Source organism: Exiguobacterium sp. s57, assembly GCF_018617685.1.
GTDB classification, from domain to species: domain Bacteria; phylum Bacillota; class Bacilli; order Exiguobacteriales; family Exiguobacteriaceae; genus Exiguobacterium; species Exiguobacterium marinum.
This window is the reverse complement of sequence record NZ_JACSKR010000001.1, coordinates 202478-217599: the sequence shown is the minus strand read 5'-3', so window position 1 is coordinate 217599 and position 15122 is coordinate 202478. Positions and strand designations below refer to the sequence as shown.

Below are 15122 nucleotides of genomic sequence, written 5' to 3'. Positions count from 1 at the left end.
TCTCCTCCTAAACGTGGAGACAGGAAAGAATAAACGCCTTCTTACACGATTGGCAAGAAGGCGCACGAAAAACAAATTCATGGTTTTCATGAGTTAGTGTCCTTCTGTCCCTGTCAAAATGATCAAGGCAGACAACTGAATGTGACAGTCTGCAAGCGCGGTACACTTCAAGAATCGATAGCGTCCGACACATTAAGTATAGACGATGGTCTCGCTTTCATCAATCATTCCACACTGCAATCTCTGCAGAGTAAATCGATTCAATCTTTCCTTCTTCTTCAAGAAGTAAAGCTCCTTCATCGGAAATACCTCGCATTACGCCCGTGCGAGTTGTTCGGGAAGCATGTATAGTAACCGTTTCATTTAAATAAGCAGCATGTCGCATCCAATTTGTGCGAATCGGCGCAAATCCTGACTCGAGGAATTGATCGTACTCGATTTCGAGTTCTGTTAATAGGTCGGCTAGTATCTCGCTTCGATGATATTTTGTCTCGGTCTCTAGATAGAGTGAGCTGGCCCGGTGCGCTAGCTCTGTCGGTATTTCTTCACCGTTTACATTTATCCCAAAACCTAAGATGACCGCCTGGATACGATCGCCTTCCGTCTGCATCTCTGTCAAAATGCCGCCAATTTTCTTTCCATTCATCAGTAAATCATTCGGCCATTTGATTGTCACATCGATATTTCGGTTGTTGAGCGCCCTTGCGAACGCACTTGCTGCCATCAAGGTCAATTTCGACGCATCTCGAATCGGCAACTCCGGTCTCAGGATAACGCTCGCCGCAATATTAACATGCTTTGGATTATGCCAGTTACGACCAAGTTGCCCACGACCCGACGTCTGTTCTTCGCTGATGACGAGCGTTCCTTCCGTCACGTGTTGTTGTGCGAGTTCATGCGCAATTCGTTGTGTCGTATCGACTTGATCGAACGCATGGACGACTTGACCGAAACGTCCTTTACGAAACGAGACAAAGGCTGGCTCATCAAACCGATCACTCTGTTCAAGCAATTGATATCCTTTCCTTGGAATGGTATGAATCGCATATCCGTCTTGTTTAAGGGTTTCGATATGTTTCCAAATAGCGGTACGTGAAATATCTAATTGACGTGCCAGCTCTTGACCGCTCCATACTTCACCGTCTTGTAATAATGTCAGGACACGCCCGCGCGTTGAAGCCATCGTTTCGCCTCCTCTTTCAATACAGTCTCGTGGTTCGGCACCTCTTGTAAGACGACGCGCTGTTCAAGGTCGGCCAACAGATGCTTGATGGTTTCCCCTCTCGCCCCGAGTTCAAGGGCATCTCGTCCGTTAAACATCATCTCTTTGCGTGATTTCATCGGAAGCGACTGTTTCAGTTCGTGGCTACGGTCACTTTCTCCGTTCATTCGGAAATAGGTCGAGAGCGTGTGTTCGTCCGTCAGATAAACGGTCATCGTATCAAGTCCCACCTCACATAATCGTGCAAGCGTACGTGCCTCTCGTTTAATAGTGTTAGATCGTTTCCACGGCAGAAGCCAATCCTCGTCTTTCGCATGATAGATAAAGAGCGCCCATCCACTGACCGCATTCACCGGTGTTCGCACGTCTTCCTGTACACATCGCATCAGTTCTGTCGAAACGTTCGGTAAGTAGTGATGAATACCGAGCTCAATCATTTCACCTAACGCCCGTCTGTAGGCAGGACCGGTCAACAGTTTTTCAAATTCGATTGCGATGCGCTCCATCGCAATGTGTTCGAGCCTGTGACCAAGCCTATTCGCTGCGTGGCGCAACTCCTCATGCAACGTGAAGTCGAGCTGCGACATAAACCGGAGTGCACGCATAATGCGTAGAGCGTCCTCTCCGAACCGCTCGTATGGGCTTCCGACCGTCCGGATGATTCGTTCCTCAAGGTCATGTTGACCACCAAACAAATCAACGACTTGCCCATCATGGAATGCCATCGCGTTCATCGTGAAATCACGACGCAACAAATCCTCTTCTAGCGACACCCCTAGCGCGACATGGTCGGGCCTTCTCGAATCCGAATACGAGCCTTCCGAACGGAATGTCGTCACCTCGAACGGGTGATGATTGAGAATGACGGTGACCGTTCCATGTTCAATACCGGTCGGGACTGATTTCGGGAACAGCGTCATCACCTCTTCAGGAAAAAGTGAGGTCGCCAAATCAATATCGTCTGGCAAACTCCCGAGCACATAATCGCGTACGGCGCCACCGACAATATAGGCTTCACCGCCATGGTATTCAATTGTTTCGATGATTTTTTTTGCATATTCCCATTCTGTCATGATGTCACCACCTGTTCATACAAACGCTCATATTCGGTCACGATGTCTTGCGAGGCAAAGCGTCGGGATTTCTCTAATCCGTTCTGGCTGAAGCGTTCTCGTAGCGGATCATCTGTCAACATACGTTGTATCGCCTCTGCAGCCTGCGTCACATCTCCTCTCGGTACGACAAAGCCGTCCTCGCCATCTGTGATCACTTCTGGGAGACCTCCTGCGTCACTTACGACTGACGGCACGCCTGTCGCCATTGCTTCGAGGGCGACGAGACCGAATGCTTCTTTATCTGATAACAAAACATGAACGTCACTTATTGCGAGAAGGGCGGCGACTTGTTCTTGCTTTCCTGCAAAAATGACCTGTTCTTCAAGTCCCATCTCTGCCACGAATCGACGCATCGCCCCCATCAGCGGACCGTCACCTACAAGCAATAGCTTTTTGTTCGGCACATCCATTTTGTCGAATGCTTCCAAAACCAGGTCGACTCGTTTGACAGGACGGAAGTTCGAGATGTGGATGACGACCCGGTCCTCTTTCGACAAGCCGTATCGTTCCCTTAGCGTCGGGTCGAGTTGAGGCGTATAGACCGATTCGTCGATAAAGTTGTGAATGACTCGAATCGGTAAATCACTCGCAATCCGCTCTTCAGTCTCTCGCTTCAAACTGTGTGACACGGCCGTAATCGCGTTCGATTGACGCAATCCGTATAAAATGGCAGGTTTCAATTCCTCATCCTCACCGAGCACCGTGATGTCCGTTCCATGTAACGTCGAGACGATTGGAGTCTTCACCCCTGCCATCTCACGACCGAGCGCTGCACATACGGCGTGCGGTACCGCATAATGGGCATGTATGACATCGAGCCCGAACGTTTGGATGACACTTGCGATTTTCGCTGAAAGCGTCATGTCGTACGGTGGATAACGGAAGACCGAATATTGGTTGATCTCGACTTGATGGAACGTAATATTCGGATGGTAGGCGTTCAGACGAAACGGCATGCTACTCGTGATGAAATGGACGTCATGTCCCCGATCTGCGAGCTTCATCCCGAGTTCTGTCGCCAAAATCCCCGAACCACCGACTGACGGATAACAAAGAATCCCGATTGAATACTTCATGCAAGATCACCTGCTTGTTTCACGACATATGGTCGAACACGTTTTAATCCTTCCGCGTACGCCACACCGATCAAACTACCAAAATGTCGTTCGCGGGCGACGACTCGTTCCACGTACGCGTCAGTCAAAGGTGTCTGTACCCCATCCACAGGTGTGAATTGACTCGCATAACACTGTAACGCCTGTTTTTTCACTTCAATCATGTCACTAATATCCACACACACATCCGGCTCTACGTATGCATTAATCATGTACTGATATACACTTTCCGGACGGTATGCGTCGAGATCAGGTAAGTATTTGCGGATGCCGGCATTAAACAGCGCCTCGGTCACGAGGTGTGCGCAGGCCGCATGATCCGGATGACGATCGACCTCATAGGGATACAGCAAATGAGTCGGGCGCTCATTGCGAATCAAAGAAACGATGGCTTTTAGTTGTTCCTCACTTCCGTCGATTCCTCGGTCTTTGAACCCTAAATTTACACGGCGTACACCTAACACCGAATTTGCTTCGCTCGCTTCTTGTTGTCTCATTTCGACATCTCCATTAGAAGACAACTCCGCTCTCGTCAAATCGACATAAACGACTTCAATCTTCTCTTTCGTCCATTGGGCGGTCATGCCGGCGATCCCGATTTCAATATCATCTGGATGTGCCCCGATGGCTACTACTTTCATTTACATCACCTCTTCTTTGAAAAGTATAGCCGACTCGTTTCTGAATGTCATATGTTCAGGCTAGTCAACTGAACTGTTTTTCGAGTACTCTATCTAAGGGGGGGTGAACCTGATGACGGTACAATTACCGATTCGCGTTCGGAATATTATTTTTATACTAATAGGTTCGTTTATTTTTGCATTCGGCGTTTATCACTTCAACGTCCAAAATAATTTGGCTGAAGGTGGATTCACCGGAATCACATTGATCCTTCGTGGTCTGTTCGATATTTCGCCATCTGTCACCAACTTGGCTCTAAACATCCCACTCTTTTTCATGAGTTATAAACTGTTAGGTCGAACGACCTTCATCTATACGCTCATCGGGACGTTCTCATTTTCACTTTGGTATGCGCTTATCGCTAAATACTCGACGCTCGTCATCGACTTGACAGACGACATGGTGCTTGCGAGTCTCTTCGCTGGTCTCTTTATCGGGGTCGGGCTTGGTATCATCTTCAATAACGGTGGCACGACTGGAGGAGTGGATATTATCGCTCGTCTCGTACAACGATATTTTGGTTGGTCAATTGGCAAGACGTTTCTCATCTTTGACTTCTTTGTCATCGTCCTCAGTTTGACTTATCTCGATATCCGCGAAGCGATGTATACACTTCTCGCCGTCTATATCGGGGCTCGTGTCATCGACTCGATGCAGGAAGGGACATATGCTGGTAAGGCAGCGATGATCATCAGCGACCATCGGACCGCCATTGCGGACGGGATCCATGCGACGATGAATCGTGGAACGACAAGATTGCTCGCAAAAGGTGGCTACTCGAACCGAGAACTCGAGGTCCTCTACGTCGTCGTCGGTCGAAACGAAGTGAATCGATTGAAAACAATCGTTAAACAAATCGATCCGCACGCGTTCGTCACGTTCCACCATGTTTATGAAGTCGGTGGAGAAGGATTTACGTTCGACGAGAACCGTATGCCGCTGAAATAAGGTCATACAAACATCGCTCCGTTCACTTAATGAACGGAGCGATGTTTTATGTCTCGATTTGGAGAACTTCAAATTGAAGTGCACCACCTGGTGATTCAATCTGAACAATTTGGCCGGCCTCTGCACCAATCAACTCACGACCGAGTGGCGATGTGATTGAAATGGTCCCATTTTCTATGTTTGCCTCGGCTTCACCGACAATCCGATAATTTTCGGTCTCATCCTCTCCCACTTCTCGAATGACGACCTTGTTACCGAACGTGACAATTTTCGATTGTTCCGACTCGATGATGACCGCATCATCAAGCACCCGTTCAATTTCTAAAATATCGGTCTCAATCTGTTCATAATGATCGACTGCCTCGGCGTATGTGACATCCTCTCGGAAATCGCAAAACTTACGGGCAGTGCGAAGGCGTTGCCGTGCATCCGTCTTTTCGTCTCTCAACTTCGAAAGTCTAGTCTGCAGTTGATTGTGACCGTCTACCGTCAGTTTTGGTTTCATCATCAAACATTCCTTTCAGACAATAATAAAAATCCCGTCATTCGACGGGATTCACTTCTATTCATCACGTGGCATAAAGACGATGAGCGCCAAGCGAATGAGTTCGGCAACCGCAACGAGTGTTGCAGCCACGTATGTCCATGCGGCAGCATTCAACACTTTTCGTGCACCTGTCTCTTCCGTCGCCGTCACGATTCCGTGCGACGTCAACTGAGTCATCGCACGCTTCGAAGCATCGAACTCGACCGGTAACGTGATGAGTTGGAATATGACCGCCCCGAGCATCATGATGACACCGAGTTGTGCAAGTCCGAGTGCGCCGAACAAGAAACCACCAAGTAATAATGGGAATGACAAGTTTGATGTGATGTTGACGACAGGAACAAGACTATGACGAACACGCATCATCTTATAGTCCGTTGCATCTTGAATCACGTGACCGATTTCGTGCGCCGCGATTGCAGCCGATGAAATCGTCGAGCCTTGATACACTTCACGCGACAACCGTACAACTTTATTGACCGGGTCGTAGTGGTCGCTCATCAATCCATCGACCATCTCGATTCGAACATTATGAACACCGTTTTGTTTCATGATGAAATCAGCTACTTGTGCACCTGTGACACCGCTTTGGAGCGGTTTTTGTAGAAACTGTTTATACGTACTTTTCACTCGCATCTGGGCCCATAATGGAATGAGCATAATCAGTGCAAGATAGAAAATATAGCCACCTAATGACATTTTCTATTTCACCTCTGAATGTATTTGATAATTTGATTTTACATTCTTATGAACTTATTTTCAAGCGATGGACGCAGGACGAACGCATATCCCATAAAAAAACATAATCCCGTCAACCAGAACGAGCCGTAGCCGATCCACATAATCTCTTCTGCGAGTGACGGATAACGTGGCCATTGACCGAGCACATAATCTACTACGTCGTTATGAATCACCCAAATTAGAGAACAGACAAACGATGCAACCGTCCATTTCATAAACGGAGCATAGATGAGTGCTTGTAAAGCCATCGCACCGTGCGAAACCATCAACATGACTGCCATCAAGATGGTAATGGTCGGTGCATCCGCCGGTAGCTTTCCTAAATACATAATATTCATTATGACTGCCCAGACTCCATATTTAATCAAAGTAATAAACGCAAGTGTCTCGAATAACGGGGAGCTTTTTTTCATCATCCATAATCCGAGCACAATCGTAAAGAAGAGAGATGCCGTCGGACTGTCCGGGACGAATGGCCAATAAATATATGGAGTGTCTCGTAGTTGCGGTTCATACCAGATATAGCCGTAAATCGTACCCCCTAAGTTAATCATGAAAAGAATGGTTAGTACGATTCGATGCGTCAAGAAAGGTTTTAAAAACATCGGGTTCATTGTCTCAATCCTTTTTTCTTTCAGTTTATCGTAATTAAAGTAAAAAAGTGTAGCCCGGTATTCAGGCTACACTTTATGGCTTACTCGTTATTTTCGCCGCCTTCACCATATGAAGCGATGAATTCAGATAATACTTGTAAATCTTCAGGTGAGCCGTCCCACTGTCCAGCAGGCATCGTCCCAATTCCATTTACAGCGATATCCGCAATCTCGTCAGCCGTGTACGTCGTACCGACCAAGCCAGGAGCCGCTGCTCCACCTTCTAGGTTTTGACCGTGACAATTCACACATGATTGAGCCGAATAAATCTCATATCCCGGTGCCGCTGTATCAATTTCAGGACCTTCACCTGGAACTTGAAGTTCACCTTGAGCGTGGACTTGATCCCAGTGTGTCGTTTGAACAGATTCCCAAGTCAAGTAAAAGACCGAGAGAATACCGAGCAACATGAAACTGATGGCGACTGGTCGCTTAGCAGGTCGACGCTCTAGACCTTGGTCAAGCCAAGGTGCGATGAGAAGTGCCGTAAACGCCAAACCTGGAATGATGACCGTACCGAGCAAAATCCAGTCTCCAGCAGCGAATTGATATTTTAACAACTGATACAAGAACAAGAAATACCAGTCCGGTAATGGAATGTATGACGTGTTCGTTGGATCGGCGATATTTTGAAGCGGTGCTGCCTCGACGATTGTCAAAGCGATGAAGCCGATCAAGAAGACCGACCCTACCATCCACTCTTTAAGCAAGAAGTTTGGCCAAAACGCTTCTGTGCGTCCTGGATATTCTGAATAGTCTTTTGCAATGTTTTGTTTCCGATTCGAGATTCCTACTCGAGAGTCGGTTACAAATTTCATCCCTTTACCGCGATGCATATCGTTTCTCCTCCTTTTTCTCCTCGAATCGGTTTATAGCGGTCCAGAAATACCTTGTTTACGAATCATCAAGAAGTGGGCTCCCAACAATCCAAACAATGCCGCCGGTAAGAAGAAGACGTGGATCGCGAAGAATCGTGCGAGTGTGCTCGCCCCGACAATCTCACCACCGGCGAGAAGTGTCTTCGCAATACCACCGATGACCGGTACACTCTCAGCGATTTGAAGCGTAACTTTCGTTGCGAACAATGCTTTCATGTCCCAAGGAAGCAAGTATCCTGTAAGTCCAAGCGCCAAGACGACGAAGAACAAGAGAACACCAACAACCCAGTTAAGTTCACGTGGCTTCTTATACGATCCCGTGAAGAACACGCGGAGCGTATGTAAGAATAACATGACGATGGCGACTGATGCGCCCCAGTGGTGCATCCCACGTACAATTTGTCCGTGTGCGATTTCATTTTGTAAGTAGTACACTGACGCGTGAGCGTTAATGATGTCTGGTACGTAATACATCGTCAAGAACATCCCCGAAAGGATTTGAATGACGATTGTAAAGAACGTCAAACCACCAAAACAATAGACAAATGCAGAGAAGTGATGAGCAGGGTTGACGTGTTCCGGTACTTCGTGGTCTGCGATATCGCGCCAAAGTGGTGTGATGTCTACGCGTTCATCGACCCAATCATAAATTTTTTGTAACATCGACTAGTCCCCCTCTCACTTCTGTGAAATTGGGCTACCTAGATATAGGAACCCATCTTTTTCTTCTTTTTCATAACGAGCAAGTGGTGCTGTTGGTGGTGTACCTGGGATGTTCGTCCCATCTTTTTCATACCGTCCTAAGTGACATGGGCAGAAGAATTCAGTTGGACGAGTTGGATCACCCGCGTAAGCTACTTGACAGCCGAGGTGTGTACAAATCGGAGAAAGTGCGACAATCTCACCACTTTCTGTTTTGTAAACCCATGCTGAAAGTGTTTCTTCAAATTCGTACCAAGCATCTTGTGTTTGTTTCTTAAAGTCGACACGTTGCGGCTCAGTCGTGATGTCATCAAGACTCATAACTTTTACTTTGTCGCCTGCTCCAGTTTTTTTCAAGACCGGATCGATCGCAAAGTTGACCATCGGACTGATCAATGTTGCCGCCATAAAGCCACCTACTCCAGTCAGTGTGTACGTTAAGAACTGACGGCGTGTGACTTTTGACCCATTTTGAGCCATTTCGTTCCCCCCTCATTCGTGTGCATAACCCCATAATTCTTTATGCATTCTTCACAAAAATTTCTCACTCAACAAAATAGTATATCAATAAAACCTCTACGTCAACCGCTTCATGTCGCCATCCAACGGCTCGAAAGCTCTGTGATAACTTGTGTCGCAAAATTTTGAACCATCGTGTGCGCTTGATCGCTCGACATCGCTCCTAACGCAAGCGGCGGTACAAACATAATCGGCAAATCATACGATTTGAAACGGACGTCTGACGCAATAAACAATACGTGAGAAAATCCGGATGAATCCGCTTTTGTCACCACATCTTTTGCCAATTCCACTCCGGCTTCGACATCGGTGTAACTAATTGGCGGGCTGAGCATCGTTCGACCAGATAACTGACGTTCTGTTTCAACCGTGACGGCATGAATCACTTCATAGCTTTCGGCTTTACGAACCATGTCTTCACCAAACGCCAATTCTGCGAGCGGAACGATGAGCGTATCGACATATTGTCGTTCGGCAATCGAGCGCAGTGCCCCTTGACTATCGAACCTCATCTTTTCCCTCCTCTCCAACTTATCTCATCATGTCTATTGTAGCGTACATGACATCGCTCACATTCCAAACTTATGAACGAACTGTGAAATAATTGTGTATTCCTACGTTATTAATATACCAAAAAACAAGCGACTACCGGAACGGAAGCGCTTGTTTTTTTCAAAATAATTTCGCTGCCCGCACTTGATGGAGTTGACTCGTCAAGTTACGGAATAAATTCTCGTCTCTGCGATCAAGCGCCTTATCGATTTCAATCAATAATCGCTCTTCTTCAAATTGAGCAACAGAGGCTTGTATGACCGTTTGGGCAGAGGAGGATACTTCATCTTTCACTTCCGCCACAGGCTCAAAGGGATTCTGTTCCACGATGTCCACCCAATTCTCATCAATCATCATGCCTTGAAAATTTAACTCCACATAGATTGGCCCATCGTGTAGACGAATATCATGATAGGCTTTCTCAGGATTCATGGTCACAAGGTCTCCCCGTCGGTATCGAAACGGTTCGCCGTCAAAGCCGTAAGCCGTCATCACAAGACTTCGTGGCGAGACCGAGGCGTTTGTCACGAAATGAACGTTTCCCAGCTTATCAGGATGTCTCAACCAATAGTCAAGAATCCACTTTGCTTCGCGCTTCCGAAGTGTATGATGAGCGACGAATCGCTTCAAAAATTTCCGTTTCCGCTCGACCATCTGACCTCATTCCCTTCCCTTTATCATTCTACGTCATCAGACAATTGTTCGAGCTGATCTTCGAGTACTTGACGATCTTCGAGATCGACCATCAATGCAAGCGATTGCTCGACCACACGTCGTGCTTCTTGTCTACGACCTTCCTCTATCAACAGTGTAGCCCATTCCGTCACAAATGACACGTCCTCTTTCAAAATCGGTTCGATTGATGCATACAGACTGACCGCTTCTTCGTACTCTTCGAGCTCATATTTCGCTTTCGCCTTATACCATGTCATGAGCGGTGACGTCGTGTGGTCTTCGAGTGCGTCTATTGTTTCGAGAACATCATCGAATTCTCCTGCCTCGAACAAAATTGATAAGAGGAGTTCTGTCGCTTGAATCGATTCCGGATTTAACACGAGCGCTTCACGGAGTTCCTTAATGGCACCTTCTCGATTTCCAAGTTTGAGAAGCAGTTTTGCTTTGACATGACGAAGCTCATCATTGTAATCGTCACGTGTGATGCCCTGGTCAATGATTTCTAATGCTTCTTCCGTTTGTCCGATTGCATCGAGCGACTCGGTATAAGGAAGGTAAAGCGAAGTAAAGTCCGGGTCCATCGCCTGAAGTTCTTTGAACTGCTTAATCGCAATTTCCTCTCGTCCAATCCGATGTGCCGTCATCGCATGACCGAAGACGGTATTCAAATCACGATGGGTTGTTGATTCGTACTCTTCAAGCGCCTCTTCGAACGAGCCGACCATCGTGAGGGCCTCTGCGTAATCCGCCTGATAATCAATTTCTGAAGGTAGTTTCATTTTTGGAAGTCGCGCATAGAGCGGGATCGCTTGTTCAAATGAACCGGTCGATGCGTAAAGTTCGGCCAAGCCATAGATCAATAACGGTTCGTCTGGGTTCTTTTCAAGTGCTTCCATCAGTTTTTTCACGGCCACTTCATCCAACCCTTGAGATTGATATAAGTCAGCTAACAAGACGAGGCTTCTCACTTGTGTTTCCGCGTCATTCGACTTGATTTTCTCAAGAACAGCAATCGCTTCTTCTTCCCGGTCGCTATCTAAATACGCTTCCGCGAGTGATAGGGCAACGTTTGGGTCCCCTTCGTAATCGACGTACAGTTTAGAAAGTACTTCGGTAGCACGGTCGGCAAGACCTAGTTCTAAATACAGGTCAGCAACCGCTAAGCGATCATCATCTGACCCTTCTTTCTCAAGTTGTTCAATATGCATGAGCGCATGTTCAGTCTCACCAGACTCAAGCATCTCGATTATATGTGTTAATGCTGATTCATCTAGCATGTTTCGTCCTCCTGGCCTTCGGTTTGTCGTTATTCTATCTTACGTTGAACCCGTTGTAAATCTTGACGGAATCGCGGATAGCTGACATCGGATGCTTCTATTTCTTCAATGTGAACGAATTCATCTGTCATGAGTGCGGCGATTTGTAACATCATGGATAAGCGGTGATCTCCATACGTCGTGACACTTCCTCCGTGAAGTCGACTCGGATTAACGATGAATCCGTCTTCTGTACCGATGATGTCCACACCAAGTTTTCTGAGTTGTGAGACGACCGAATCAATCCGGTCTGTCTCTTTCACCCGAAGTTCCGCAGCGTCTTTCACGACTGACGGTGAGTTCGCCTGTGAGGCGACGAGTGCAAACAATGGCAATTCATCAATCTGTGAGGGAATCATGTCCTTTTCAACAACTGTACCGGATAGTGCGCTCGTCTTGACCGTGACGTCACCGACGATCTCTTCTCCGACCAGTCGTTCATTGGAAATGACGACGTTCGCCCCCATCCGCTCAAGCGTCCGTAAAAAGCCGATTCGTGTCTCATTCAAACAAACATCTGTTGTCGTCACCGAGCTTCCAGATACGATGGATGCCCCGGCCCAGAAAAAGGCGGCCGAAGACGGATCCGCCGGCACGTTCACCGTTGCTCCAATCAACCGAGATGGGTCGACGCGAATGACGCGCTCCCCTTTTTCCACTTCGACAGATAGTTTCGCTCCGAATAGTGGTAACATACGCTCTGTATGGTCTCGTGACAACATCGGTTCGCGAACAATCGTCGTTCCCGAGGCGCGTAATCCGGCGAGTAGAATGGCTGACTTTACCTGGGCGCTCGCCACAGGTAACGTATAGTCAATGGATTGAAGCATCGCCCCTTCGATGAAGAGCGGTGCCTGATCTCCTTTGACGTGTGCTCCCATCTCACGTAACGGCGCGGTAACCCGTCGCATTGGACGTTTCGATAGCGAGTCATCACCCACAAGTTCAAATGACCCGTTATAGCCGGACAAGAGACCGATCAATAAGCGCATGGTCGTTCCCGAGTTTCCACAGTCAAGACGTGCCGATTGCGGTGACTCGATTCCTGTGATGATCAGCTCTTCTCGCTGTTCCTCCACGTCGGCTCCGAGTAACCGAATCACCTCGAGCGTCGAACGACAATCGGCACCGAGAAGAGGATGCCGCACACGCGTCGTCCCGCTCGCCATCATTCCAAATAACAGCGCCCGGTGCGTGATTGATTTATCACTCGGGACACGGATTGAACCGTTTAAACTCATCGTTCCCACCATCCTTTCATCTGCTCAAACGTACGTTGAAGGAGCTCTAGCGCCACCGGTTCAACAGTAATTGATTCACGAAGTAATACAAAACGAATCGACCCGTTACGATTCTTTTTATCCCGAACCATTTTGTCCACATAATAAGAGAACGGTTTCCAGTCGATCGGCGTGACATCATTCAAACGCATCCAATCGAACAAACGCTTGGCCCGGACTTCATCCCCGGATAGTAAAAAGGCGAACACCATACCATGCAATACTGCTTCACCATGTGGGATGCGATAAGTTTCGACTGATTCAAGGGCATGTCCGAATGTGTGTCCGAAATTAAGCCAAGCTCGAATCCCTTGTTCTCGCTCATCTGTTTCGACTATCGCTCGTTTCACTTCAATTCCACGGGCAAGCCAACAAACCCAATCGATTTGTTCAACATCCGTCAAAGCTAAAAACAAGTCGTCCTCGAAAGAGGTTTCGAGGACGTAACGTGACAAATACGCATGTTTCAACAGTTCACCGAGACCACTCCGCACTTCTTGAACCGGTAAGGATTTGAGTCGAGACACATTATAATTGACTCCAATCGGTTGATAAAACGCCCCAATCGCATTTTTCGCAAGTGGATGGTTGACCGCAACTTTGCCACCAACAGCGGAATCATGGGCTAAAATCGTCGTCGGAACTTGTATGTAAGGAACACCACGCATGTAGACGCTTGCTAAAAAGCCAGCCAAGTCACCAATCATCCCACCGCCGAAGGCGACAATCAGTGAGTGACGATCGCATCCGTGACTTAACCCTTCCGCGACAAGATGTTCTAGATGGGTTAACGACTTTGACGCATCACCCGCCTCAACGACGGACCAGACGACGTGTGAATGCACTTGTTCCAACTGTGTACGAAATGAGTTCCCGTATAGAGAATCGACATGTTCGTCCGTGACGACCCAAAGTATCGGATAACCTGATAACTCAATCGTTTTAATCCACCGGTCTTGATCATCGACGACGACATCATACGGGGTCGATGCCGCAATTGGAATCGTCACCATATGCGTATTTCCTCCCGGTAATCCTCGACACGGCGACTGATTCGTTCCATCGTATCATGTCCGAACGTCTCACACACTTCCTTCGCGATTTCAAACGCGATGACCGCCTCGACGACGAGGGATGCTGCAGGTACAGCACACGAGTCACTCCGTTCAATTTGAGCAAGGAATGCCTCTTTTGTATCAATATCGACGGATTGAAGCGGTTTGTAGAGCGTCGGAATCGGTTTCATGACCGCTGAACAGACAATCGGCATACCCGTTGTCATCCCGCCTTCGAATCCGCCGAGGTGATTACTGAGTCGGGTATACCCCTCATCTCCATAAGCAATCGGGTCCATTACTTCCGAACCAGGCCGATACGCCATCTCGAATCCGTCCCCAAATTCGACACCTTTGAAAGCATTGACACTCATGACAGCTTGCGCGATTTTCGCATCCAGTTTTCGATCGTATTGTACGTAAGAGCCTAGACCAGGAACGACACCGTGCACTTCGGTACAGACGATTCCGCCAATCGAGTCCCCATTCGCTTTCGCTTCATCGATTCGTTGCATCATTCTTTCTGCAGCTTTCGTATCAAATGTACGTACAGGTGATGCGTCGATAATCTCCAAAGTTTCTTCTAACGAATCGAACGTCTGCATGTCTGCCTTCTCCCCACCAATCACTTTTACATAGCTAAAGAGTGACATCCCAACTTGTTGAAGCAGTTGCTTACAAAAAGCCCCGACTGCGACACGGGCTGCCGTTTCTCGCGCACTCGAGCGTTCTAAAACATCTCGCAAGTCTCGATGGTCATACTTTAATCCACCAACTAGGTCCGCATGTCCAGGTCTCGGTCGTGAGACGCGACGCTTCACCTCGATGTCGCCTTCAATCGATTCTGCTTGCATCACATGTTTCCAGTGCGTATGATCTTTATTTTCAATCCAAAAAGTGATTGGGGCACCGGTTGTCTTCCCATGTCGAATACCAGAACGAACCTCCACTTGATCAGACTCGATTTGCATGCGACGTCCTCGCCCATATCCGGACTGCCGCTTTTTCAATTCAAGATTCATCTGATCAATGTCTACGACAAGTCCTGCAGGTGCACCTTCTACGATGACCGTCAGTCCCGGACCATGTGATTCACCAGCTGTCAAATAACGCATCCGTTCAC

At 47.8% G+C, this 15122-nt stretch carries 17 protein-coding genes; 1 reads left to right on the top strand and 16 read right to left on the bottom strand.

Annotated features, from left to right (window positions below):
- Window positions 1-220: 220 nt before the first annotated feature.
- From KNO98_RS01130 to bshB1, 4 genes are read right to left on the bottom strand one after another with little or no spacing between them, the layout of a single operon-like run.
- Window positions 221-1183 (bottom strand): biotin--[acetyl-CoA-carboxylase] ligase, encoded by a 963-nt coding sequence (locus tag KNO98_RS01130; protein WP_214698294.1) that lies wholly within the window; start codon window positions 1181-1183, stop codon window positions 221-223.
- A complete protein-coding gene (locus tag KNO98_RS01125; RefSeq protein ID WP_214698292.1) occupies window positions 1156-2295 on the bottom strand; it encodes a CCA tRNA nucleotidyltransferase in 1140 nt (379 codons plus the stop codon). Before KNO98_RS01125 ends, KNO98_RS01130 begins: the two co-directional genes overlap by 28 nt.
- Complete coding sequence (gene bshA, locus KNO98_RS01120) at window positions 2292-3413, bottom strand: N-acetyl-alpha-D-glucosaminyl L-malate synthase BshA (RefSeq protein WP_214698290.1); 1122 nt, start codon at window positions 3411-3413, stop codon at window positions 2292-2294. The genes KNO98_RS01125 and bshA overlap by 4 nt, the downstream gene beginning before the upstream one ends.
- Complete coding sequence (gene bshB1, locus KNO98_RS01115; protein ID WP_026826156.1) at window positions 3410-4093, bottom strand: bacillithiol biosynthesis deacetylase BshB1; 684 nt, start codon at window positions 4091-4093, stop codon at window positions 3410-3412. Before bshB1 ends, bshA begins: the two co-directional genes overlap by 4 nt.
- A gap of 112 nt (window positions 4094-4205) precedes the next feature.
- Between bshB1 and KNO98_RS01110 the strand changes: the two genes are divergently transcribed.
- Entirely contained in the window at window positions 4206-5081 is an 876-nt protein-coding gene (locus KNO98_RS01110) for a YitT family protein (protein WP_026826157.1), read from the top strand.
- 46 nt (window positions 5082-5127) lie between these two features.
- Here KNO98_RS01110 and KNO98_RS01105 read toward each other — a convergent pair whose 3' ends face one another.
- The 12 genes from KNO98_RS01105 to aroC all read right to left on the bottom strand — a co-directional run bounded on the left by KNO98_RS01105 (window position 5128) and on the right by aroC (window position 15114).
- Window positions 5128-5586, bottom strand: a complete 459-nt coding sequence (locus KNO98_RS01105) for a GreA/GreB family elongation factor (RefSeq protein WP_214698288.1) — start codon at window positions 5584-5586, stop codon at window positions 5128-5130.
- Between the two features lie 57 nt (window positions 5587-5643).
- Window positions 5644-6327 carry a zinc metallopeptidase gene (locus KNO98_RS01100; protein ID WP_026826159.1) on the bottom strand — a complete coding sequence of 228 codons (684 nt, stop codon included), beginning with the start codon at window positions 6325-6327 and terminating at the stop codon, window positions 5644-5646.
- 38 nt (window positions 6328-6365) lie between these two features.
- Window positions 6366-6983, bottom strand: coding sequence for a DUF1405 domain-containing protein (locus KNO98_RS01095; protein WP_026826160.1), 618 nt, complete (start codon window positions 6981-6983; stop codon window positions 6366-6368).
- 80 nt (window positions 6984-7063) lie between these two features.
- Window positions 7064-7858, bottom strand: coding sequence for a menaquinol-cytochrome c reductase cytochrome b/c subunit (locus tag KNO98_RS01090; RefSeq protein WP_214698286.1), 795 nt, complete (start codon window positions 7856-7858; stop codon window positions 7064-7066).
- Window positions 7859-7891: 33 nt separating this feature from the next.
- Window positions 7892-8563: a menaquinol-cytochrome c reductase cytochrome b subunit gene (gene qcrB / locus KNO98_RS01085; RefSeq protein ID WP_026826162.1), complete on the bottom strand. Its 672-nt coding sequence runs from the start codon at window positions 8561-8563 to the stop codon at window positions 7892-7894.
- A 15-nt stretch (window positions 8564-8578) separates the two neighbouring features.
- Window positions 8579-9082 (bottom strand): QcrA and Rieske domain-containing protein, encoded by a 504-nt coding sequence (locus KNO98_RS01080; protein ID WP_026826163.1) that lies wholly within the window; start codon window positions 9080-9082, stop codon window positions 8579-8581.
- A gap of 110 nt (window positions 9083-9192) precedes the next feature.
- Complete coding sequence (locus KNO98_RS01075) at window positions 9193-9633, bottom strand: DUF2487 family protein (protein ID WP_026826164.1); 441 nt, start codon at window positions 9631-9633, stop codon at window positions 9193-9195.
- Window positions 9634-9793: 160 nt separating this feature from the next.
- On the bottom strand, window positions 9794-10327 hold the full coding sequence (locus KNO98_RS01070; protein WP_214698284.1) for a ReoY family proteolytic degradation factor: 534 nt from the start codon (window positions 10325-10327) through the stop codon (window positions 9794-9796).
- A 23-nt stretch (window positions 10328-10350) separates the two neighbouring features.
- On the bottom strand, window positions 10351-11625 hold the full coding sequence (locus tag KNO98_RS01065; RefSeq protein ID WP_214698282.1) for a tetratricopeptide repeat protein: 1275 nt from the start codon (window positions 11623-11625) through the stop codon (window positions 10351-10353).
- Between the two features lie 29 nt (window positions 11626-11654).
- Entirely contained in the window at window positions 11655-12905 is a 1251-nt protein-coding gene (aroA, locus tag KNO98_RS01060) for a 3-phosphoshikimate 1-carboxyvinyltransferase (protein WP_214698281.1), read from the bottom strand.
- Complete coding sequence (locus tag KNO98_RS01055) at window positions 12902-13957, bottom strand: 3-dehydroquinate synthase (protein WP_026826168.1); 1056 nt, start codon at window positions 13955-13957, stop codon at window positions 12902-12904. Before KNO98_RS01055 ends, aroA begins: the two co-directional genes overlap by 4 nt.
- Complete coding sequence (gene aroC / locus KNO98_RS01050; RefSeq protein ID WP_026826169.1) at window positions 13951-15114, bottom strand: chorismate synthase; 1164 nt, start codon at window positions 15112-15114, stop codon at window positions 13951-13953. The genes KNO98_RS01055 and aroC overlap by 7 nt, the downstream gene beginning before the upstream one ends.
- Window positions 15115-15122: the final 8 nt, after the last annotated feature.